The sequence below is a fragment of the Paraburkholderia ultramafica genome (assembly GCF_902859915.1).
GTDB lineage: Bacteria > Pseudomonadota > Gammaproteobacteria > Burkholderiales > Burkholderiaceae > Paraburkholderia > Paraburkholderia ultramafica.
Genome location: NZ_CADIKK010000004.1, coordinates 113,764 through 137,214, shown reverse-complemented (window position 1 = coordinate 137,214; position 23,451 = coordinate 113,764). Strand labels below are relative to the sequence as shown.

Annotated in this window: 17 protein-coding genes and 1 pseudogene; 14 read left to right on the top strand and 4 right to left on the bottom strand. The window is 62.3% G+C overall.

Going from position 1 to position 23,451, the window contains the following annotated elements; genetic code table 11:
- Positions 1–225: 225 nt before the first annotated feature.
- A complete protein-coding gene (locus tag HV744_RS05880; RefSeq protein ID WP_175148595.1) occupies positions 226–1,029 on the bottom strand; it encodes a crotonase/enoyl-CoA hydratase family protein in 804 nt (267 codons plus the stop codon).
- Between the two features lie 89 nt (positions 1,030–1,118).
- On the opposite strand from HV744_RS05880, the gene HV744_RS05875 reads away from it, so the two are divergent.
- Entirely contained in the window at positions 1,119–1,736 is a 618-nt protein-coding gene (locus tag HV744_RS05875; RefSeq protein ID WP_175148594.1) for a plasmid fertility inhibition factor family protein, read from the top strand.
- 39 nt (positions 1,737–1,775) lie between these two features.
- Here the strand turns inward: HV744_RS05875 and HV744_RS05870 are convergent, their stop codons facing one another.
- Positions 1,776–2,774, bottom strand: a complete 999-nt coding sequence (locus HV744_RS05870; RefSeq protein ID WP_175148593.1) for a 2-hydroxyacid dehydrogenase — start codon at positions 2,772–2,774, stop codon at positions 1,776–1,778.
- Positions 2,775–3,220: 446 nt separating this feature from the next.
- On the opposite strand from HV744_RS05870, the pseudogene HV744_RS05865 reads away from it, so the two are divergent.
- The 6 genes and pseudogenes from HV744_RS05865 to HV744_RS05840 all read left to right on the top strand — a co-directional run.
- A pseudogene (locus HV744_RS05865) lies at positions 3,221–3,667 on the top strand (bifunctional aspartate transaminase/aspartate 4-decarboxylase); the annotation flags it as partial.
- A gap of 76 nt (positions 3,668–3,743) precedes the next feature.
- Positions 3,744–4,967, top strand: coding sequence for a pyridoxal-phosphate-dependent aminotransferase family protein (locus HV744_RS05860; RefSeq protein WP_175148592.1), 1,224 nt, complete (start codon positions 3,744–3,746; stop codon positions 4,965–4,967).
- Positions 4,968–5,352: 385 nt separating this feature from the next.
- Complete coding sequence (locus tag HV744_RS05855) at positions 5,353–6,543, top strand: carboxylate--amine ligase (protein WP_246278956.1); 1,191 nt, start codon at positions 5,353–5,355, stop codon at positions 6,541–6,543.
- Positions 6,544–6,641: 98 nt separating this feature from the next.
- Entirely contained in the window at positions 6,642–7,895 is a 1,254-nt protein-coding gene (locus tag HV744_RS05850; RefSeq protein ID WP_175148591.1) for an FAD-dependent oxidoreductase, read from the top strand.
- Between the two features lie 110 nt (positions 7,896–8,005).
- Positions 8,006–8,890, top strand: coding sequence for a polysaccharide deacetylase family protein (locus tag HV744_RS05845; protein WP_175148590.1), 885 nt, complete (start codon positions 8,006–8,008; stop codon positions 8,888–8,890).
- Between the two features lie 150 nt (positions 8,891–9,040).
- Positions 9,041–10,282, top strand: coding sequence for a glycosyltransferase (locus tag HV744_RS05840; RefSeq protein ID WP_175148589.1), 1,242 nt, complete (start codon positions 9,041–9,043; stop codon positions 10,280–10,282).
- 443 nt (positions 10,283–10,725) lie between these two features.
- Here the strand turns inward: HV744_RS05840 and HV744_RS05835 are convergent, their stop codons facing one another.
- Positions 10,726–11,115: a hypothetical protein gene (locus tag HV744_RS05835; RefSeq protein WP_175148588.1), complete on the bottom strand. Its 390-nt coding sequence runs from the start codon at positions 11,113–11,115 to the stop codon at positions 10,726–10,728.
- Between the two features lie 180 nt (positions 11,116–11,295).
- On the opposite strand from HV744_RS05835, the gene HV744_RS05830 reads away from it, so the two are divergent.
- The 6 genes from HV744_RS05830 (at position 11,296) to HV744_RS05805 (ending at position 20,220) form a co-directional block, all read left to right on the top strand.
- On the top strand, positions 11,296–13,512 hold the full coding sequence (locus HV744_RS05830) for a GNVR domain-containing protein (protein ID WP_175148587.1): 2,217 nt from the start codon (positions 11,296–11,298) through the stop codon (positions 13,510–13,512).
- A 137-nt stretch (positions 13,513–13,649) separates the two neighbouring features.
- Positions 13,650–14,750 (top strand): glycosyltransferase, encoded by a 1,101-nt coding sequence (locus HV744_RS05825; RefSeq protein WP_175148586.1) that lies wholly within the window; start codon positions 13,650–13,652, stop codon positions 14,748–14,750.
- A 4-nt stretch (positions 14,751–14,754) separates the two neighbouring features.
- Complete coding sequence (locus HV744_RS05820) at positions 14,755–15,954, top strand: hypothetical protein (protein ID WP_175148585.1); 1,200 nt, start codon at positions 14,755–14,757, stop codon at positions 15,952–15,954.
- 159 nt (positions 15,955–16,113) lie between these two features.
- Positions 16,114–16,974, top strand: coding sequence for a glycosyltransferase family 2 protein (locus tag HV744_RS05815; protein ID WP_246278966.1), 861 nt, complete (start codon positions 16,114–16,116; stop codon positions 16,972–16,974).
- 52 nt (positions 16,975–17,026) lie between these two features.
- On the top strand, positions 17,027–18,853 hold the full coding sequence (locus tag HV744_RS05810) for a right-handed parallel beta-helix repeat-containing protein (RefSeq protein WP_175148584.1): 1,827 nt from the start codon (positions 17,027–17,029) through the stop codon (positions 18,851–18,853).
- 80 nt (positions 18,854–18,933) lie between these two features.
- On the top strand, positions 18,934–20,220 hold the full coding sequence (locus HV744_RS05805) for an oligosaccharide flippase family protein (protein WP_175148583.1): 1,287 nt from the start codon (positions 18,934–18,936) through the stop codon (positions 20,218–20,220).
- A gap of 63 nt (positions 20,221–20,283) precedes the next feature.
- Here the strand turns inward: HV744_RS05805 and HV744_RS05800 are convergent, their stop codons facing one another.
- Positions 20,284–21,495, bottom strand: a complete 1,212-nt coding sequence (locus HV744_RS05800) for an MFS transporter (protein ID WP_175148582.1) — start codon at positions 21,493–21,495, stop codon at positions 20,284–20,286.
- Between the two features lie 390 nt (positions 21,496–21,885).
- Here HV744_RS05800 and xdhA point away from each other — a divergent pair, with 390 nt between their 5' ends.
- A complete protein-coding gene (xdhA, locus tag HV744_RS05795) occupies positions 21,886–23,415 on the top strand; it encodes a xanthine dehydrogenase small subunit (protein ID WP_175148581.1) in 1,530 nt (509 codons plus the stop codon).
- Positions 23,416–23,451: the final 36 nt, after the last annotated feature.

Below are 23,451 nucleotides of genomic sequence, written 5' to 3'. Positions count from 1 at the left end.
ACGACGGGAAGCGTCGCGCGGCAGGCGCGCGTTTTCGGGACGAGAACGCCGGCGCCATGCGAGGGGAAAACAGTAGGGGATTCTACCTAAGTCAAAACCAGCTTGCTGATCGTCAAAGTCGCTGTTGTTTTTTGCTGAAAGCGGCGGCACACGGCGGTGCCGGGCCGCGTAACGAGGCGCGCGGGTTAGCGGATGCGCGAGCCGATGAGGAACGGATCGGACGGATCAAAGCGTATCGCCGTGACGTCCGGCGCCCCCGGCAAAACGGGCCGCGCCGGCGACGCCTTCATCAAAGACCGCCTGATAGCCGCCGGCGCCTTCGCGCCGCAACGCTTCGGCGAGATCGTCGAGCGGGCTGTTTTCCAGCGCGGAGCGGCGGTCGGCCAGCAGCGCCGCTTGCGGAAAGGCGGCAAGTTCGGCGGCCAGCTGTTCGGCCGCCGCGCGTGCGGTGCCAGTCGGTACGACGCGGTTGGCGAGACCCAGCGCGAGCGCTTCCTGCGCCTTCACCGCGCGGCCGGTCAGGATCAGGTCCAGCGCGCGCGACAGGCCGATCAGACGCGGCAAACGGATCGTGCCGCCGTCGATCAACGGAATGCCGACGCGCCGGCAGAACACGCCGAGCACCGCATCGTCCTCGATGACCCGCAGATCGCACAGCGCGGCCAGTTCCAGGCCGCCCGCCACCGCGTAGCCGGCAATCGCCGCGATCACCGGCTTGCTGAAGCTCATGCGCGTCGGGCCCATCGGGCCGGGGCCGCTGCCGTCGGCGTGCAGTTCGTTGCGGCGTGTGTCGTCGGCGAGCGCGCTCAGGTCCGCGCCGGCGCAAAACGTGCCGCCCGCGCCGAACAGCACCGCTGCGCGCCATGCCGGCTCCGCTTCGAAGCGCTTGAACGCGGCGCTCAGCGCATCGGCGACCGGCCGGTCGACGGCATTGCGCCGCGCCGGCCGCTCCAGCACGATGGTGGCGACGCCGGTGTCGTCGTTGGCTTCGATGCGCACGTATTCATTGAAATTTTGGGTGGTTATCATCGTCCGTATTCCTGAAGGTCAGCGGCCGTCCATTCATGGCGGGCGCTCATGCAGCGTGCAATGCAGAATAATTAATCCCGGGGCCTGTCATGCTTCTTTCACAATCGGCTCGTAGCGTGAGCGCTCTATTCACGCGCTGGCGTTTTTTCGTCAGCTTATCGAGCCTGCCTTTGCCCTTGTCCAATTCATCGTCAGCCGCCGCGCCGTCCTGGCCCGAAACGGTCTGGAACGTGCCTCTGCAGGACCATCCATGGTACGACCATGTGCGTCTGAAACGCGTCTTCGTCACCGACGGCACACGGCATCAGGTCGTACTGGTCGACATGCGCAAGCTGCTCATCTGCGCGGATCGCGACAACACGGACTACGTATTGAAGCCGGTCGCCGAGTGGCATTCGGGCAAGGTGCGCGGCATTCGCGAGTTTCTCGACCCCGAGAGCCCGCGCATTCCGCAGATGCCGTACGTGACCTTCTCGACGCGTCGCGCGCCGGGTTTGCTGGGCTGGCTGGGTCTGGAGCGCGAAGGCGTGGTGGCGTTTCGCAACGGCCAGCATCGCGCGCGCTATCTGGCCGACGCGGGCGCGCGCTGGTGTCCGGTGGAAGTGCACGAGCGCGAGGCGGCATTGCTGCGCGAAGTCTGCGGCGCGGCGGACGACGCGCGCACCGCGATCCGCGCCACCTCGCTGGGTAGCGAAGACGGCGCGTAGCGCTGCGTGCCTGACACGGGGGCTTAACGCCTGGTCCGCCTAGCCCGCCGCGCGCACCGCGTTGCGTGGCGTGCCGGCCTGCCATGCCGCGACGTTCTCGAGCGTGGTCTGCGCGATCTCGTTCATGGCCTCGCGCGTGAAGAACGCCTGGTGCGCGGTGACGATCACATTCGGGAACATCAACAGACGCGCGAGCACGTCGTCCTGCAACGGCAGATTCGAGTGATCTTCGAAGAAGATGCCGCCTTCCTCTTCGTACACGTCGAGCCCGAGATGGCCGAGCTGGCCGTCCTTCAACGCGCCGATCAGCGCATTGGCTTCGACCAGTCCGCCGCGGCCGGTGTTGACCAGCATCGCGCCGCGTTTCATCTTCGCGAGCGCGGGGCCGTTGATCAGATGGTAGGTGGCCGGCAACAGCGGACAGTGCAGACTGACCACGTCGGATTCGGCGAGCAGCGTGTCGAGCGGCACGTAGCGTGCGCCGAGCGCGAGCAGGTCGGCGGCGGGCGTGCCGGGATCGTGCGCGAGCACCTGCATGCCGAAGCCCGCCATGATGCGCGCGAACACGCGGCCGATCATGCCGGTGCCGATCACGCCCACGGTCTTGCCGTGCAGATCGAAGCCGAGCAGCCCATGCAGCGAGAAGTCGCCTTCGCGGGTGCGCGCGACCGCGCGCGGCAGACGCCGGTTCAGCGCCAGAATCAGACCGACCGCGTGTTCGGCGACCGCGTGCGGCGAGTAGGCGGGCACCCGCGCGACCATCATGCCGAGACGTTCGGCCGCCGCGAGGTCGACGTGATTGAAGCCCGCCGAGCGCAACGCGATCATCCGCGTGCCGCCTGCATGAAGCTGCTCCAGCACCGCGGCGTCGACGTTGTCGTTGACGAACGGGCACACCACTTCGTAGCCCTGCGCGAGGACGGCGGTCTCGCTATCGAGGTGCGATTCCTGGAAATGCAGTTCATAGCTGTGGGCGGCATTGGCTTCGGTGAACGTGTCGCTGTCGTACTGGCGGCTGCTGAACAGGATCATGCGCATGTCGGGCTCCAAAGAAGATGAACCCGTCGCCAGCCAGCGCAGTCACGGTGCGGCAAGCGGCCGGTTCAGCATAAATTATTCGTTCAGACAGTTACTGATTGACACAGTGCGGCGCCAAAACAGCGGCTTTAACCGCGGAGCATGTTTCGCCAAGTGGAATGGCAGTAATGAAAACCCTATTGACAGCTGCCCGTGAAATTAGCCACTACAGATTATGTCTTTTTCGCAGCGTTAGGCAACTTCGCGAGGGACCGGCAATTATCGGCACGGCGGGTGACGCGATCACGCGCCGGGGCAGTTGAGCGCGTTGCCCGAGCGGGTGGGGCGTTCGTACAAGATCGATTTCAGCGCCGGCAAAACCGTGCAGCATGTCGAGACGCAGCACGAGGATTTTCTGACGATCGAGCGAGTCAGGCGCGGCGGCCAGAAAATCGACCCGACGCCCGATCTGGTGTTGCAGCCATCCGGTGCCGGACCGCACGCTCAGGCGGTCCGAACTGATCGTCGGGCAGTACCTGCGCCGCGTGATGATCGGCCATCATCCGTTCGTCGGCGAGTTCGACGTGTTCGCGGTGGAAGGCGGCACGGCGGCGATGACGTAGATCCTCATCACGATGCGCGAGAATCACCTGATCAAGCCCGGTGACACGCTTGAACGACTATCAACTGAACGTGGTGAATCTCGAAGTCGATGTCGCCAACGGCTGGCAGTATTCGAAGAAGGAACCCGACAAGTTGCGCGATCCGAAAGTGAAGGCGTTGTTCCTCATCAATCCGGGTAATCCGCCGTCGGTGAAGATCGACGACGTGAGCCTGCAATCATCGCCGACGTCATCCAGGGACGTTCGAGCATAGTCAAAAAACTTGCGCAATCGCGCGGAACGGTGAATGATCGGACGAGTGGCCTCTCCAGCGTCATGGCTGGTGAGGCCACTCGTCCCTTCGCGTTCTGACATTCACGTACCGATCATGCCGACTTCATCAATCTCTACCGTTGCATCCGCAGTGCCCTGTCCGGTTGTCGAATCGCTCGACGCCATCCTTCCCGAAGAGCCGCTTCTGATGATGGGCGCCGGCCCCGTGCCGATTCCGGCCGCCGTGGCCAAGGCCAACACGATCGTGATCAATCACCTGGGCGGCGCGATGGTGAAGGTGATCAGCCAGGTGAAGACGATGGCGCGCTACGTGTTCCAGACGCAATCGAAGTGGGTGCTGGGCGTGGCGGGACCGGGATCGGGCGCAATGGAGATGGCGATTTCCAACCTCGCGTGGGAAGGCACGCGGGTGCTTTGCATCAAGAACGGCTTTTTCAGCGACCGGATGGGCGAGATGGGCCGGCGCGTTGGCGCGCGAGTGAGCACGCTCGAAGTCGCCGACCGCTCGGTGGCGAGTCTCGAGCAGATCGCCGAGGCGATCCGCCGCGAGCGTCCCGAGATCGTGACGGTGGTGCAGGGCGAAACGTCGAATACGGTGTGGAACCACCACCTGAAGGACATCGCCGCGCTGGCGAAAGCGGCGGGCTCGCTGGTGATCGTCGACGCGGTGTGCACGTTGAGCACGATGCCGCTGGAGATGGACGCGTGGGGCATCGACGCGGTGATTACCGGCGGGCAGAAGGGTTTGTCGTCGATTCCCGGCGTGTCGTTGATTGCGTTTTCCGACGCGGCCTGGGCGCGCGTCAAAGGGCGCACGGCGCCGAATGCGCATTGGTGTCTGGATGCGTCGCTGGCCGAGAACTTCTGGCATAACGGCGGCTATCACTACACGGCACCGGTGTCGGGCGTGCTCGCATTGCACGAGGCGTTGCGGCTGGTGTGCGCCGAGACGCTGGAAAAGCGCTTCGCGCGGCATCTGAAATGTTCTCTGGCTTTGCAGCAAGGTGTCACCGCGTTGGGCTTGCAGTTGTATGCGCCCGAGGCTTGCCGGTTGAATTCGGTGGTCGGCATCGAGGTCCCCGAGGGTTTGACTCCCGCCGATGTCTGCTCGCATATTTCGCGGCAACATCAGGTGGAAATCTCGGGCTCGTTTGGTTTGCCGATTGTCCGGATCGGACAGATGGGCGAGCAGTGCCGCGAACACAATCTTTTCCGCACGCTGCATGCGCTGGGCAGGACGATGGTGGATCTCGGCGTGAAGGTCGATTTGCCGGCGGGGGTGGCGGCGCTGGAACGCGGTTTGTCGGAAGGGAAGTAAGGGGTTCGGAGCCCGGCGGGGCGTGAGGTGTGGTTCACGGCGCACTTTTGCGCACCCCGCCGCGAGTCTTTCCGTTTTTATCGGCCATTGTGCGCCGCCGAACGTATTCCAATCCCGCCGACCCTTAGAGTGGGGCACGACGCGAGCCACGCAAGACTCGCGACACACTACGGGGAAATAATCATCGTTCGAAACAAGGCGCGCGTCATGACGTGCCGGCCTGCGCACGCGTGCAGGAATTCCGTCCCACGTCAAAGCTTGAATGCCAACGCGCCCCTGGCTAGGCGAAAAATCGATTTCCCATCTGATTCGATTGTCGATCGCGCGATGTCCGGCGATGGTCTCGAAGGCTCGCGCACGTACGAAGACTGAGGGAATCACTACTATGACCAGTGCATACGATTCTAATAAAACGGTAGGGGTGGTTATCGGTGCGGAGCTCAACGGACTTGGCGTGGCGAGATCGCTCGCCTGCGCGCGTATTCCGGTCGTTGCGGTCGACACGAAAACGATTCGAGCGGGAATGTGGTGCCGCCATGTGCGCGGGCACCTGGTCAAAAGCTTTATCGGCAAAGCCTTTGCCGACGACATGATCGAACTCGGCAAGAGGTTCAGTCAGCCGCCGGTTCTAATTCTGACCGACGAGGACGCGGTGCATTCGGTGTCGGAAAATCGTGAAGCGCTGTCAAACTGGTTTCGTTTCCGCATGCCGGAGGACGACACCGTCAAGATGCTGTCCAGCAAGGCGAGATTCCACGAGTTTGCTCAGAAGCATCACTTTCCGGTGCCGCGCTCCGTGGTGCTCGAGAAGCTCTCCGATATTCAGTCTCTGTCGGAATTGCGCTATCCGTGCGTGCTGAAGCCGGACGACAAACGCAATGTATTGCGGGGCGAGAAGGAACGTGCGGTGCGCGTCGACACGCTGGCCGAAGCGCGTGAACGCGCGATCGCGATGCTGGACTCGCCAGGCGGCATCGTCGCGCAGGAATGGATCGAAGGGCCTGACAGCAACATCCATTTCACGCTGTTCTATCGTGGCAACGACGGCAACGTGATCAGCATCTTCACCGGGCGCAAGGTGCTCAGTTCGCCGCCCGGTGTCGGCAATACCGCGATCTGCATGGCCGCGCCGGAAGCTCGCGAAGTGCTCGAGCCATTGACCCTGGCGTTCGTCGAGCAGGCCGGCTTCGACGGGATGGGCAGCATCGAATACAAGTGGGACGACAACTACAAGGAGTTCGCGATGGTTGAGCCGACGGTCGGCCGCACGGACTGGCAGGAAGAGATCGCCACGCTGTGCGGGGTCAACATTCCACTGGCCGCTTACCGGCATGAACTCGGCTTGCCGCCGATACCCGAGCGCCTGTGCCGGGTGCCGGTCGCGTGGCGCGCCACGTTCACCGACCGGCTGCCGCCCGAGCTGCTGCGCGAGCACACGAGGATCGTCGACGGCTATTTTCGCTGGAGCGATCCTTTCCCGGCACTGCAATTCTATTGTCTGCTCAGTCCGCTGCAGCGGATCAAGCGCCGGTGGAAAGCGATCAGGCTGCCCGAATCGCTGCAAGCCAAAGCTTAACGTGGACCGGCATGGGCCACGTGTTGCGCGTGGCAGCCCTGGCTTTGGCAATGGGCGCTTCGCAGCCGTGCATGCCTTCCCCCTGGAGGAGATCATCAATGTCCTTGACCGACACCGTAATCATTGGCGCAGGGCCCTATGGGTCCTCTCTGGCCGCGCATCTGAGAGCCAGGGGTGTGGACCACCAGATTCTCGGCCGCCCGATGCTCGCCTGGAGAAACTACATGCCGCCCGGCATGCTGCTGCGTTCCGAGGCGTTCGCTTCGAATCTCCATGCGCCGCGCAGCGGATTCACGGTGGAAGATTATTGCCGCCAGAAGGGCATTCCTTATGAGCCGATGGGCATGGCGCTGCCGCTGGAAATGTTCGTGGACTACGCGCTGTGGTTCCAGGCGAATCTCGTCGGCGAGATCCAGCCGGTCGACGTCGTCAATCTGCGGCGCGTAGACGGGCACTTTCAATTGGCGCTGAGCGACGGCCGCTCGCTGATCGCGCGCAAGGTGGTGATCGCTTTGGGCCTCAAGGGCTTTGCGCAAACACCGCCGGCGCTACAGGGGCTGCCCGAACGCTTTGTGTCTCATTCGGAGCGATACGGGAACCTCGGCTGGGCGCGTGACAAGGACGTCGCGATTGTCGGCGGCGGACAGTCGGCGCTGGGGCTCTCGGCGCTGCTGCACGAACTGGGCGCGCGGCCTCACATACTCATGCGCGAAGCGGACGTGGTCTGGTATCAAAGGCCGCAAGCGGCGCGCAGCATCCTGTCGAAGCTGAAGGGTCCCGACGCGGGCCTCGGGCGAGGCTGGCGGTCGCTCTTGCTGTCCGAATGTCCGGGCCTGTTCCACCTGCTCGATAACGCGTGGCGCGAGCGGATCATGGAGAAGTCGTATGGCGCGTCCGGCGCGTGGTGGTTGCACGATCGCGTCGTCGACAAGGTGAAGATCTCGTTTCGCAGCGAGGTTCGCTCCGCCTCGATCGACAACGACCGGGTCGTGCTGCGCGTGTTGACCGGCAACCAGGAAGTGTCGGTTAGCGCCGACCATGTGATCGCGGCGACGGGCTTCAAGACCGACATGAGACAGCACGCCTTTCTTTCGAAGGACATCGCGGATGAGATTTCGGTCAACGGCGGGTTGCCCGAACTCACGTCCAACTACGAAACCCAGATTCCAGGCTTGTATGTGATCGGGCCGGCGTCCGCTCATAGTTTTGGGCCCGTCATGCGTTTTGTCTACGGCACCAGGCACGCGTCGCCCTGCGTGGCGCGGCATATCGCCGGTTCGTTGAAAGTGGGCGCGACACAACGCGTGTGGTCCGCTGGCGAAGCGCCGATGCCCGAGCGAACGGGTGAATAGCGCCGCGCTTTTTCAGGCGATCCGGCGAGCTTTTGACGTATCAGTTCAACTAAGCATCAGGCGCAATCATGGCGGCAGCAGGTCCGCCAAAGCGCACTGAGGAGGGCGCCATGAAACGGGGTAAGGCATTCATCAAAGAGTTCCTCGCGGCGCTCGTCGTCCTGACGGGGATTGCCCGGGCGACGCGCGCATGGCTATGGCGCGACCGGGTCGCGGTGCTGCTCTATCACGACCCGGACCCGCAGACGCTCGACAGGCATCTGTCGTATCTGCGGAAAATATGCGAGCTGGTGCCGCTGACCGATGTCTATGCACCCGCCAACGGACGTCCGCGCGCGGCCATTACGCTCGACGACGGCCATGCGGGCAACGCGGCGTTGCTGCCGATCTTCATCAAGCACAACGTGCGGCCGACGATCTTCCTTTGCAGCCGGATCGTCGGCCGCGCGCGTAGCCATTGGTGGCTGCATCCCGGTTCGCTGCGGGCAGGCCACGAACGCCTGAAGCGGATGACGAACGCGGAGCGCCTCGCCGAACTCGCCGCGAATGGCTACTACCAGGACGCCGACGACCGGCCCACCGGTCTGAGCGTCGAGCAAATGGAAGCGATGCGCGAGCACGTGGACTTTCAGGCGCACACGCGATTCCATCCCGTGCTGACCCGTTGCAGCGATACCGAATGCGCGACCGAGATCGGCGACAGTAAGCACGAGATCGAAGCGCTGCTGAGTCATCCCTGCGAGCACTTCGCCTACCCGAACGGCAATTATGGTGAACGCGAAGTCAGTCTCGTCAGGGCGGCGGGATTCAAGAGCGCCCGCACCTGCGATATCGGTTGGAACGATCAGCGCAGCGACCCGTTCCGGCTGCGCACGATCATTGTCGACGATACCGCGTCGACCACCCGGTTTGCCGCGCAATTATCCGGCGTCCCGCTCTTCTTGCGTTACCTGAAAGACGGCGGTAGCTGGAGCGGCAAGTTTCCGCAGTTTTGACCGTGCACTGGCGCGATATCGGGCTACGTGTGCTGACAGACAGAGTCACTGAAAGTAAATCGTTAGTATTTTCCGAGGAAGAAATAAAAAGCCGATACCGGCCCATGTATTTTTGCGTGGTTGCGTTCGTGCATTCAAAAGGGGAGCAACATGCGGCGCTGCAGGGTATTGGTGATTAACGATTTTGCGCAAAAGGGCGGTGCGGAGATTGTCTATCAACAATCCGCGGACCTGTTGGGCACGTTATCCGGTGTCGACGTCGAACGCTTCGACGATAGTAAGTTCTCCGCACGTTCCACCATGTTATCCAGGTCGTGGAATGTGGTCGCGGCTCGCGAGCTCGAGAAAACCATACTCAGGTTCCGGCCGCATCGGTTGATGGTGCACAACTACCATAACCTTCTGTCGCCTTCGATACTGAGCGTCATCGTGCGTCATCAGCGCGATTTCGGCTACCGCGCGTACCACACTTGCCACGACTACCATCTCGTCTATTACAACCCGTCGCTGCAGTACTTCGACCACGGCCGGCCGCTGATTCTGCCGCTCGACGCGTTGCGCACTGCCGCGGTGTTCAAGCTTCGGCCGACGCCGAAAGGCATCGTGCACGACCTGATGACGAAGACGTACTGGCATGCGATACGTATGGCGTATCAACCGGCGCGCGTGTTCGACCGGATACTCTGCCCCAGTGACTTCATGCAGGAAGCGCTGCGCCGGGCTGGCATCGACAATACGGTGATCTTGCACAATCCGTCCGCCGTGCCGACTGCGCAGCCTCTGGTCAGCGTGCGCGGCAAAGAACGCTTCAACCTCGCGTTCGTGGGGCGGATTTCGCCGGAGAAGGGCCTCGCGCAGTTCGTCGAGCTCGCGCACGCGACGGGCTTCGAGCGGATCGAATCCATTGGTGTCTATGGCGAAGGTCCGGATCGCACGGCTATCGAGCAACGCTACGCGCCGCTCGTCGCGAGCCGCAAGCTGGTCTTTTTCGGCAGCCTGCCGCAAGCGCAACTGTTCCCGGCAATGCGGCGCTTCGCCGATGCGGTCGTCGTGCCGTCGGTCGCCGCGGAAAACGCGCCGCTCGTCATCATCGAGGCGGCCATGCTCGGCATGCCCGCACTCGTTCACAATGGCGGCAGCATGGCGACGACAGCGGACTCCGTCGGCAACAAGATCAAATTCCACGCCGACCCGACCAGCCTGAGGCGGGCGCTTGGCGAACTGGCTATCCATCTCTCGAACGCCGAGAGACGCTACGACGTCGACGAATATTTGCCCGAGCATTACGCGAGGCGCCTCGCTGAAATCATGCATATCCGCGCAAGCCTGGCGCCTGCCACACGTCCTGGACTGGCCGCACCATTTGCAGATAATCCGCGTCACGCCCGATGAAACGAAAGCGCTGATCGCGAGAAACAGAATCTGGAAGCGGCATAATTATGGTATCCGAATAGGTATTGGCTGGAAGCCAGAATCGTCCGCTGAAATTTGAATTTTCCAATCGGCTTTTGTGTGGGTTGCCGAACGTTCCAATAGCGCTCACTCTGAATACTATGTGTCAAAGGAAATGGCGCGCAGTTGGGCGTTGGAAAGCGAAGCTGAAGACAGCCAGATTTAGGATGACAAAATAATCAACTGTGCGCTGGCGAATATATATATAAGAACTGTGGTGTGCATAGGTCGTGAGCGTTTGCGAGAAAGAGAAGCAGACAAGACGCGGCTGACCGGGGAAGCATTGCCGCCGTGCCGGAATACCCGGCAATCGGCGTGGCCACGAAAGCGGCCACCTTTCAATGAAAAGGGCTGAATCCGACCGCTTCGCGCTTCTGCTATTGCTAACGCGCGCTGTATGGATCGGACGTCTCCGGAGACGCGTAGGTCTGCCCTGCATTCCATAGATCGTTGCTGTAGGGATCCGCCGTTGCTGCCGAGGCAGAGCGGGCCGGCTGCGTGAGGCGCCGATGCGCACCTTTTCCGCGATTGGTTGGCGAGCCGGTGTGGATCGGGGACGGCAGATAGCGACCCGCTGCTTGCGGCGTCAGAGCCGAATCGGCGCCATAGACGGTCGTGGCACTCGCGGCACTCGGGCTCATCGCGTCGAGCTGCGAATGCTTGTCGACATAAGGCGAGACGTAGCGGGGCGCGGTAGCGGACGGGATGGTTTGAGCGGACGCGCCGTGAGCCGCCAGCGACAACAACAGAACAGATGCGAAGCGTATTTTCATTTTGGTCCCCATGACAAAAGCGTGTGATGCGATGTTAGGAAATCGAAGCGAATAAGAATAGATGTTGTTACACAAAGCACGTGAAGTAGCGCAACTAGTCTATCTCGATCTGATCAAGTCGGGCAGCTTGATTGAGATGGGCACGGGAGAGTCGCTTCGCGAACTATTGGAGAACGCGCAATGAACCGAAGCAGTGCACCGCTAGATAACAGAGATGTTGACGAATATCCGCCGGCACGGTTCGCCAATTATCTCGACGCGCTTTATGACAGCCGCAAGCTGATTGCCATTACGACGGCAGTGGCGTTGGCGCTCGGCGTCGGCTACGCGTTCTTTTCCCAGCCCGTCTACCGCGCGGATGTTCTCGTGCAGGTCGAGGAGACCACGAATACGACGACCAGGAATGTATTGGGCAACGTGTCGGCGATGTTCGACGTGAAGACGGCGGCGTCCGGCGAAGCCCAGGTGCTCGGCTCGCGGATGGTGGTGAGCCCCGCGGTGGACAAGCTGAACCTCTACATCCAGGCGACGCCGCGCTATTTCCCGATTCTCGGACAGGTAGTCGGCCGGTATGCCGAAGAGTGGTCGACGCCCGGCCCGCGCGGCTATGTCTGGGGCAACGAGCATATCGATGTGTCGAAATTCGACGTGCCCCACGAGTTCTACGATCGCCCGTTCATCTTGACGAAGGGCGACGGGCAGGACTACCAGATCCGGTATGGCAAGCTCAAGCTGCAAGGCACGGTCGGCGAAGTGCTGAACGCGACGACGCCCTACGGCCCGCTCGCGCTGCGGGTCGACAAGATCGACGCCAAGCCGGGCGCCACGTTCGAGCTGCGCCGCTTCTCACCGCTGGCGACGACGGAGAAGCTGCGCAGCGAACTCTCGATTGCTGAGAAAGGCAAGGAGTCCGATGTCATTGGCGTGTCGCTCGAAGGTAGCGATCCGAAAAAGGTCAGCGCGATTCTGGGCGCCATTGCCGGCGAGTACGTGAACCAGAATGTGAAGCGCAAATCGGAAGAGGCGGAACGCTCGATCCGGTTCCTCGAATTGCAGTTGCCGGAGATGAGGCAACAGCTGTCCGATTCGGAAACCCGCTTCAACGACTTCCGTGCGAAGCACGGCACGATTGACCTCGGCGAAGAAGCATCCAGCCTGCTGCAACTCTCGGTCGCGGCTCAGACGCGGCGCGCCGAACTCGAGCAGAAGCGCAAGGAATTGCTCTCGCGCTTCACCGAACAGCATCCGGCGGTGCAATCGATCGACGCGCAGTTGGCTGCGTCGCAGCAGGAGACCAGGCAGATCGCAAGCCGCACGGAATTGTTGCCTCCGCTCGAGCAAAAAGTATTGCGTCTGCAGCGTGACGTGCAAGTGGGCTCCGAGCTGGACACGATGTTGCGCAACACGCTCGAACAGCTAAAGCTCATCAAGGCCGGGAAGGTCGGCAACGTCAGAGTGCTCGATGCGGCCGAGCCGCCCGACACGCCGGTCCGCCCCAAACGCGCGCTGATCATTCTCGCCTCGCTGATGCTGGGATTGTTCGCAGGTGTGGTCGCCGCATTGGCGCGCCAGCGTCTGTTCGACGCGATCGACGACCCATACGAGATCGAGCTGCGTACGGATCTGCCGGTCTACGCGAGCGTTCCGTACAGCAGGCAGGAGGAAAAGCTCGAGCATGACCGCCGCCGCCCGCAATCACAGAGCCTCGTATTGGCAAGCGAATCGACGATCGATCCGGCAATCGAAAGCCTGCGCGGTTTCCACACGGCTCTCGAGTTCACGATGCTCGCGGCGCGCAATCGCATCGTACTGGTCACCGGCCCGACGCCCGGTATCGGCAAGTCGTTTGTCGCGCTGAATCTCGCCGCGGTCGTGGGTGCGTCGGGCAAGCGCGTGCTGCTGGTCGATTCGGATCTGCGCCGCGGCTTCCTGCATCGCCATCTCGGCGGCGACCGCGGTCCTGGCTTGTCCGACCTGATGCAGGGAACGCTGCGCGCCGACGAAGTGATCCGCACGACCCGCTTCCCGGGCGTCGACTTCATTGCGTGCGGCCCGCAGGTCACGAGTTCGGGCGACGCGCTGTCGAATGCAAAACTGGAAGTGCTGATGAGCCAGCTCGCCACGGGGTATGACGTCGTGCTGCTCGACGGTCCGCCGATGCTGTCGACCGCGGATGCAATGCGTCTCGCGTGTGTGGCAGGCACGACGTTTCTCGTCGCGCGCCAAGGCGTCACCGGAATTGGCGAACTGCGCGAGTCCGCCCGGCAACTGGAGAAGATCGGACTGCCGGTGCGCGGCGTGATCGTCAACGCGCTGCGCCTGAGGCCAGGACGCTATAGCTACGGCTACGGGCGCTACCGGTATGCGAGCTACATCTACAAGCCGTACGAAAGATGAAACGGGACGCACCACTCGTTCTGCGATCGGCACGAGATAGCGAAGCGGGCGACTCGTCTGCTTCGGACATAAACACGCGAGAGGATCTTTCGGTGTCGATCGCTGACTGTTCGCCAGAGAGGGAAGGGGGTAATCGGATGAAACATCTATTTGTCACGTCTTTTCTGCCCCAGAAAAACGCGCCGCAAGCGGGTCATCGCCTGGCGTTCGACTATCTGACCAAACTCGCGGCGCAAGCCGATGTCGACGTGGTGATCATTTCGCGTCTACCCATCGAGGAAAAAGATATCGAGTTCCGTGCGTACGTGGGCAACGTCCATGTCAAGTATGTGAGCACGTTGGACCTGATCCCCTCGTTCCTCGCGGACCCACTGCATTTCGCACCGCGCTTCTTCACGAGATATACGAAGTCGATTAGCAGTTTCCTGTGCGGGCTCATCGAGAAGAACGGCTATGGCACGGTGCGGCTGGAGTTCTCCCAGTGCTTTTCGTACGCGGTCGATCTGAAGCGCCGATTCGGTAACGACATCACGCTCGTGCTGGGTATGCACGATGTGCAGATTCAGGTGGTGCTCCGGATCAGGAGCATCGAGGGGCGGTTGTTCGCCAAGCAGACATTCGAGTTCGAACAGCGCTTGATGAAGCTTGCGGACAACGTCCGGGTGCTGTCGAACAAGGATGCGCAACTGGTGCGGGCGCTTTATCCGGGCGTTGGCTCGCTGCAGGTTGTTCCGATCTCGCTGCCGGCTTTCGTGAAGGAAGTCCGGCGCACGAAGGACACCGTGGATAAAGGCAACATCCTGTTCTGGGGTGCGATGCAGCGCAGGGAAAACGAAGAGGCGCTGCTCAACTTCGTCGACTCGACGTTCTTGCCGCTGCGCCAGCGCGGTCTTCCGCTCAAATTGTTCGTGGTGGGCTCGGATCCGGGCGAGCGCGTCAAGCGCCTGAACAGCGACGATATTTGCGTGACCGGATTCGTCGACGATCCGAGGAGATATTTCGAAGCTGCCCATGTCGGCGTAGTGCCCTTGCTGTCGGGCGCGGGCGTCAAGCTGAAGACGCTGGAAATGCTGGCGGCCAGGATTCCGGTTGTGTCGACGCCGTTGGGTGCTGAAGGCGTGGAGCACGACGGGACTCTACTCAATGTCTGTGAGATTGACGAGTTCCCGAGTGTGATCGAGCGAATCTACCTGGGGGGCATTCAGGATGTCGAAGCCTCCGAGTCATATCAGGCGTAAAGAAATGATCGCGACGATCGCTTACTTGCTCGCTGTCGTGCTCTGCTCCACTCGCGGAGTGCTGGAGTTCGAGATAGGAAAAAGCGCGGCGTACCTGGTGCAGGCCGGCGGCATCGTCGCACTGCTCATGTGGTACATCTCGCCCTCGGCGTTGGCCTCCTATTTCCGGCGCGAGGGACGATGGTCGCTCGGGCTCACCGCGGGCGTGGTCTTCACCGTCGTCGTATCGATCGTGGTCACGCTTGCTGAAACAGGACAGATCGAATTCTCCTATCTGTTCGTGTTCATCTTCACGATTTTCATCTATTTCTATTCGATATCGAATTATCGCAAGCGCTTCATCCGGCCGCGCTTCGCCTATGCGGGTCTGGTGGTGATCGCACTCGTCGAGGCCGGCATTGCCGTGGCCCAGCAGCAAGGCAGCTTCCCGATCGACTTGCCGGGTACCACATACGGGTTCGACAATCTGCGCGCGCCGTCTTTGACGGGCAGCTATCTGCATTACCCGCTGTTCGTCGCGATCGTCGCGTCATTGTGCGGGGTCGATTACCTGATGCACAAGAAAGTGCTGTCCGGGCTCGCTTGTGCGGTGCTGACGGCCTGCATCTTTGCGTCGCTGTCCCGAAGCGGAATGCTGATCATCCTGGGCACGTTTGGTCTCGCGTTCCTCAAGGAACCGATCCGGTTCCTCACCAAAAATGCGAAATTGATCATCGCCGGCGTGCTGGCCTGCATGGCGATCATGGTGCTGGGTGGAGCGCGCGGCGATAGCGGCGACAGCATCGTGAGCGTCGGTGCGCAAAGAATGCTGGGCGCGACCAACCTGCAGTCGGACGGTAACGACGGCCGTACCGAAGCCTGGGATAAGGCCGCCGCGCTGGCTCTGCCAGTCAACGTGATTGCGGGATCGTACTTCGGGCTCGTCACGAACTCCGCACCGGATGCCGTGAAAAACCAGTTTGGCATTGTCGAATCGAGCCTGCTTCAGCAGGTTTTGAATGTCGGCGTGTTGGGGACCCTCTTTTACTACGGCTTGCTCATATCCATTACGAGGCTGATGAGCCGCGGCAGCAAGATAACACTTTGCATTTGGGCTGCGCTAATTCAATCGTTTTTTTATCAGTCGATAGAAGTGATTCCGTTTGTATTCCTGTTGATGACGTTGCCCGTGTTCGATGCGGTCGAAGAACCGCGTCGAACGTAGCGGTTGCGCGTATCGGTTCTTTGGGTTCGAACAGGCTGGCTGTGTTACCGCGCGCGTCGCGCGGCGCATTGCATGGAAAAAGAATAAATCAATCTGGCTGCGGGGGTAATCCCACTAACGCCTGATTCCTTGCAGGAGGTGGGGATGAACTTGATTGGGATGCTTAGCGTGGTCATCGTCAATTACAACACGCCGAAGCTGGTAAAAAACTGTGTGCAATCGGTGCTCGATTCGTCGATTGCCGGTCACGAGGATATTGTCGTGGTGGATAACGCCTCGACGGATAATTCATTCTCTTATTTGAAAGAGACGTTACCGGCGGGAGTTCGGCTGGTGAGGACTTCGATTAATCGCGGATTTGCGGCCGGCGTCAATTTCGGCGTGGTTGGATGCGCGAGGGAACTGGTCCTCGTGCTGAACCCCGACACGTACTTTGTCGATGCGTCGCTGGAAAACGTGGTCACGTTAATGAAAAACGAGGTCGATGTAGGGCTCGTCGGTCTCGATCTGATCTATCCGGACGGCGAGCGGCAGTTCTCGGCGCGGCGCTTCTATTCGTTGCTCGACATTCTGAGCAGGCGTTCGCCCCTTGGCCGGCTGGATGCGTTCAAGCGCCGCATCGACGCCCATCTGATGCGCGATGCCTGGCGGGCGGGCACACCGTTCGAGGCCGAATGGGTGGTGGGCACGGGCTTTATCGTGCGCCGCTCGCTGTTCGGCGAGCTGGGCGGCATGGACGAGCATTTCTTCCTCTACATGGAAGACGTCGATTTCTGCGCAAGGATATGGCAAGCGGGCTACCGGGTGCTCTGTGTGCCGGGCGCGAAGCTCACCCATGAACATCAGCGGGCGTCGGCCGCGGGCTTTCTGAGCAAGGCCGGCCGACGGCACATGAACAGCCTTTGGCGATTCAGCCGCAAGTACCGCTTGCCGCTGTTCACGCCACCCGGTGTCAACGGCTTGATGCGCGGGCCCAAGCCGCGGCCGATCCGGATCGACACGCGCACGGCATCGGAGTAGCCGCACAGCGCGGTGTAAAGACACGTGTCGTGCGAACAGGAGAGCTAACTTTATGGTGGGGAAGACCCGGCGGCAGGCAATCAAGACGTTCCTGCTCGGCGGCCTGGCCGGGGCCAGCGCAACGACAGCCGACATTCGCCGCGTGCGCGCATCGACCGACGCGCCGGGCGGGCGGGACGCACTCGCGGGCGCAAGCGCATCCGCATCGACCGGTAAGGCCGGCGGCCTGCTGGACAGCGACACGTTGAGGCTTGCCCGCAACGGTGCGGCGCGCGACGTGAAGGTCAGGCAGGTCGCCGCCTATGTGCAGGAGCAGCCGTTTCCTGACCCGGTTGGGCCCCGCTATCTGAAGACGCTCAGCGACATTCTGGCGGGCGAGGAAGTGAGTCTTGCCCGCTTCGTCGACCCCCGCCAGTTCGCCGCGATCCAGCAGGGCACGTCCACCTACGATTGCGGCCGCGATCTGGCCGCGGCCTTCGCGAGTGGCGCACGCGGCTTCTATCTGCCGCGCGGGATATGGCGATTCACCGGCGACCTGACGACGCCGACCGGCTCGAATTTGCGCGGCGACGGCGGCGGAGAATATAGGGTGATCAGCGAAGCCTCATCGGCCGCGACGGTATTGGAAAGGCAGGATGTGGGACGTCCGTGGTCGCCGTCGTCGTCGTCTGCGCCGCCGGCGGTGCTTTCGCTCGGGGTGTCGGCGAATGTGGAGCATTTGCAGGTTCGGCCGAAGCATTACGAGCGGGTGATTTACTACCTGGCCAACTATCCGGCGAATGCGGAGAACACGCCCGTCGGCATACGTTTCGAGAAATCGGGCGGCGCCCGTCATTGCACGGCCATCGGGTTTCCGCACGCCGGCTTCTTGCTGAACACGACGTCGACACTGGAGCGCTGCTATGCGTATATGTGCGACCGCGGTTTCTATACGCACGGCAAGACCGACGGCTCGCTGATCAACTGCATCGGTATGTTCTGCCACACGGCCGGCGCCGATCTGGTCGACAACTTCTGGCAGGTGATCGGCGGCAGATGGGAGTGGAACGCGCGTCACGGGATCATTCTCGGCGCGGAGTCGCTGATCGCCGGCGCGGTGTTCGACCGCAACGGCTTCGCCGGCGTTCATATGAAAAGCGGCAATTGGGGGAAAGTGGTGAGCGGCAATTACTTCTCGAGAAACGGCTGCGCGGGAAATGGCTCGCTGGGCCGCTGGAAGTTCTCGAAGCCGTCTCACCCTTCGTATCTGGAAGTCCCGGCCGGGCAAAGTTGTCACATCCAGATCGATTATCAGCAAGGCGCGACGATCGTCGGCAACCGGTTCCGGCCCGGCCGGGACGACGAAGACGACGGTTGCGACGGCCCGCAGTTCGTCTATGGCAGTTCGACCGCGTCCGGCAGTACGCCGCTCGATGGCATTGCGATCCACGGAAATTTTGGCGACCGGGCCGGCGATTCGATCGTCGGGTTCAACAAGGCGTATCCCGGCGGCGGTTCGTTTGCCGGCGGTAAAGATGTAAATCTGGTGCGCAGCCTCAATCTGGGCGTCGGGTTCGAGCGCGGCGGCGTGGCCTCGGCGCTGCATTGCGGCGACCAGGTGACTTCGCCGAAAACGGCCCGGATCGCGGTCAACGTGCTGCGCGGATCATCCGGCCGCGTGGTCGTGCGAGCCGCCACCGAAGCACACGCGCAACTGGCCGAAATACTTTTCGCCACCGATGCGTCGGACGCCGGCTACAAGACGGTCGTCAACAACCTGATCGGCAATGCGGTCAAGAGCGCTGTGCTCGGCGCAAATTCCGCGGACGATCGCCACAACAGAATCGACATTGTCCTGAGCGAACCTTGTTTCGTGTCGTATTCTGTTTTTTCAACCTGAGAGGCGACACATTGAGCGCCGATTGATATGCAGCTATTCGAACGGGTTGGCGTGGCCGGGAACTGGAAACGGGACGAATTGTGTCGACGAGAAACGTAATCATTGCTCTGTATTCGGTTTACGCGCTCAATTATGTGCTGCCGTTGGTCACGTTGCCGTACCTGTCACACGTACTCGGGCCAGCAGGGTTGGGCGTCATCGGCTACGCGCAGTCTATTGCGCAGATTCTGCTGGTCGTGGTCGACTTCGGTTTCGGACTGAACAGCGCGCGCAAGGTGGCCGTTCATCTCGATCAGCCGGAAGTCGTGAACCGCATCTACTGGTCGACGACGATCGGCAAGGCGATACTCGCCGTGCTGTGTTCGCTGGTGCTGGTCGCATGGGCGTTTGCGGGCCATATGTCGCCTGCCGAGCGGGGCGCCACGCTGCTGGGCTCGCTGATGATCTGGGGCGGCGTCATCACGCCCGGGTGCTTCTATGAGGGATCGCAGCGGCTGCCGGTGCTGGCGGGTACGTTGCTGGTGTCGAGAATCGGTCTGCTGATCCCGCTGTTTCTGCTCGTGAAGAGCCACGACGACGTGATGCTGGCGGCCGCGTTGCAGTATGCGCCGACGTTCGTGTGCGGCTCGATCCTCACAGTCACGCTGATCTGGAAGCGCGAGATTCTGCTGAACGTCAAGATCGGTTTTGCCGATGTGCTGGCGGAGGCAAAAGACGCTTATCACATCTTCCTCGGCTCGGCGCTCACGTCGGTGTACATGTACGCGAACGTGATCCTGTTGCGGATGATCAGCGGTCCGGGCGCCGTCGGCTATTACGTGGCGGCGGAGCGGCTGACCAATGCGCTGCGGGCGTGTACCGCTCCCGCGATTCAGGCGTTCTTTCCCAAGATCTGCGTCGCCTACGAGCGTGGTGATCGCGACTACGTGCACAAGGTCAACCGCGGGTTCATGGTCGCCTTCGCCGCGTCGGCGGTCCTGATCCTCGTCGGGTTTTCCGTGCTCGGCGAGTGGTTCGTCGGGCGGTTTCTCGGCGAAGCTTTCGGTGAGACGTTCCGGATTCTGCGGATCCTCGTGTTCGTGCCGGCGATCGTCGGCATGACGACGACCCAGGTGATGCTCACCATCATTGCGTCAGGCAATCAGTCTTTGCTGAAGAGAATCTATGTCTACGGCGCGCTGTTCCATCTGGTGCAAGCGCCGGTGGCCATCTATCTGTGGGGCGGCGTCGGGACCGCGTGCTCCGTTGCCGCGACGGAGCTGTTCATGCTGATCGGCGTGTACTGCGTATCGGCCCGAATCAACCAGGGGCAAATCGCGGTGCGCTCGCAGACCATCAAACAGGAAATGGCTGCCGAACAGGATTGACGATCGCCAGACCCACGCTGCCCGCGCGGACGAACCGGCGCCGCGCGGGCAGCGCCACGCGGTTCACAACGCCGCGGGCAGATTGGTCACCTTGGCGTTACGCAGATGGAGCACGGTGGACAGCGCCACCGCCGCGGCTGCGGCAATCGCGGCGAACAGGAACACCGACCCATAGCCGAACTCCCCGGCGATATACCCGGCCAACGGCCCGGTAATGCCCAGCGAGAGATCGAGGAACACCGAATAAGCCGACAATGCCGCGCCACGGCTCGCGGGCGGCACGAGCCCGACCGCCTCCACGCCGAGCGCCGGGAACACCAGCGCAAAGCCGAAGCCGGTCAACGCCGCGCCGGCCAGCGCGAGATGCGGTTCAGGCGCGAGCCACAGCATCAACAAGCCGGCGCACTCGAACGAGAACGAAGCGATCGCGACGCGGAACCCGCCGTAGGTCTTGATCGTATTGGCGAACAACAGGCGCGCGCCGATGAACAGCGTGCCGAACACCGTCAGCGACAACGCCGCATTCGGCCAGTTCTTCGCGGCATAGAACAGCGTGATGAAGGTGGCGATCGAGCCGAACCCGGCGGAGCCGAGCGCGAGGCCGATGCCATGCGGCAGCACCCGCGTGAACACGCTGCGGTACGACATCCGCTCGCCATGGACGAGCGGCACCGGCGCGATCAGGCGCGCCAGATAGAGGCCGAGCGCCGCCAGCAGCGTCACCAGAATCCCCAGTGCGGCAAAGCCGAGCGTGTGCACAATCGCAACGCCGAGCGGCGCGCCGATCGCCAGCGCGCCATATGTCGCGATGCCGTTCCACGAAATCACCCGCGCATTGTTGCTCGTGCCCACCCGGCCGATGCCCCACAGAATCGCGCCGGTGCCGCACAGACTTTCGCCGAAGCCCAGCACCAGACGGCTGCACACCAGCAGCGCGAGGCTCAGCACCGGCCAGCGTCCGCACAACACCGCCACCAGCAGCAGAAGCCCGCTCGCGCCGCAGCCCAGCAGGCCGATCGACACCGTGCGCTTCGGCCCCAGCGTGTCCGCGGAACGGCCGGCGAGCGGCCGCGAGGCCAGCGTCGCCAGGTATTGCACGCTGATCGCCGCGCCCGCCAGCACCGCGCTGTAACCGAGGTCGCCGTGGACGTAGCCGGGCAGCACCGCCAGCGGAATGCCGATCGTCAGGTAGCAAAGAAACGTGAAAAAGACGACCGGAATGATCTGCATGGTCGTCGCAAATTCGCTGCGAGGTGGTGCGGAGTCAGTGGACATGGGGAAAACGAGACTTGAAAACGGCGGAAAGGCGTGATTTTCCCATGGAACCGATTCCCTTGCAGGACTTGCTTAATTATTCATCCGACCAAATGGCGGTGGCGGGCCCAAATAGTGGTCCGGCTTCGCGTCGTTAGCGGCGGTATTTTTGGCCGGGCGTCGCGGCATGCCATGATTTCGGATGACCATAATTCTGCAAAAAACGTAAATACACGGCAAAAATCCCATCTCGACATAAGCGGACCCGCTCCCAAACTCATCTCTATATCGCTTCGCGGATATGTCCCGCATGCGATCCGCGCTATGGGTTGTATTTATTGACGGTGATAGTTTTCAAACCATCGCTGCAGCACGTCCCCACGGACACAGAACATTCGAGAGTAACGAGACATGACTGAGCCGATTCGCTTCTACCACCGCAACGCGATCCGCGAGATCAAGGACGCGCCCGTCACCCGCACGGTCCTGCAGTATCTGCGCGAGGACGCGCATTGCACGGGCACCAAGGAAGGCTGCGCCGAAGGCGATTGCGGCGCGTGCACGGTCGTGCTCGGCGAGCGCAACGAGGCCGGCGGCGTCGACTTCAAGGCGGTCAACGCCTGCATCCAGTTCGTGCCGACGCTGGACGGCAAGGTGCTGCTCACCGTCGAAGACCTGCGCCAGCCGGACGGCTCGCTGCATCCGGTGCAGGAAGCGATGGTGGAGTGCCATGGCTCGCAGTGCGGCTTCTGCACGCCGGGCTTCATCATGTCGATGTGGTCGCTGTACGAAAAGCACGGCCACGAGCAGAGCTGCGCGAACCGTACGGTGCCCTCGCGTGAAGCGATCAGCAACGCGCTGACCGGCAACCTGTGCCGCTGCACCGGCTATCGCCCGATCGTCGATGCGGCCGTGCGCATGTTCGACGCCCCCGCGCCGAAAGCGCCGGTGAATGTCGACGCGCTCGCCGCGACGCTCGCCACGCTCGAACGAAAGGACACGTTCCACTACGAGCACGCCGGTCAACAGTTCGCCGCGCCGCGCACGGTCGACGCGCTCGCGAAGATCAAGGAAGCCGAACCGGCCGCGCGCATTCTCGCCGGTAGCACCGACATCGGCCTGTGGGTCACCAAGCAGATGCGTGAGTTGGGCAACATCGTCTATGTCGGGCAGATCGGCGAATTGCAGAAGCTCGCAACCAATGACGAATGGATCGAGATCGGCGCCGGCGTGAGCGTCGAAAAGGCCTATGCGGAGATCGCGAAGCAATATCCGGAGCTGACCGAAATGTGGCAACGCTTCGCGTCGCTGCCGATTCGCAATGCCGGCACGCTCGGCGGCAACATCGCCAACGGTTCGCCGATCGGCGATTCGATGCCCGGCCTGATCGCTCTCGGCGCGCGCGTGATCGTGCGCGGCGGCGAGATCGAGCGCGAGATGCCGCTCGAAGACCTGTACCTCGCGTATCAGAAGAAGGACATGGCGGAGCATGAGTTCGTCGTCGGACTGAAGGTGCCGACCCGCAGCGGCGCGCGTCAGAACCTGCAATTCCGCACCTACAAACTCTCGAAGCGCTTCGATTCGGACATCTCGGCGGTGTGCGCCGCGTTCTCGTTCGTCGCCGACGGCAACCTGGTTCGCGAGCCGCGCATCGCGTTCGGCGGGATGGCCGCCACTTCCAAACGCGCGACGCACGCCGAAGCAGTACTGCGCGACGCCGAATGGCACGAAGCCAGCGCGCAGGCCGCGATGCTCGCGCTCGGCAATGACTACGCGCCGCTGTCCGACATGCGTGCGACCAGCAACTACCGGCTCGAAGCGGCGAAGAACACGCTGTACCGCTTCTGGCTCGAAACGCGTCCGAACAATCCGCTGCCGAAGAGCGCACTCGATGTGCGCGCGGTCGCCGCCGCGTGCGCACCCGCCGGCGCGAGCGCCTGACACGCGTCGCACGCACGAAGAAAACGGAGAACACAA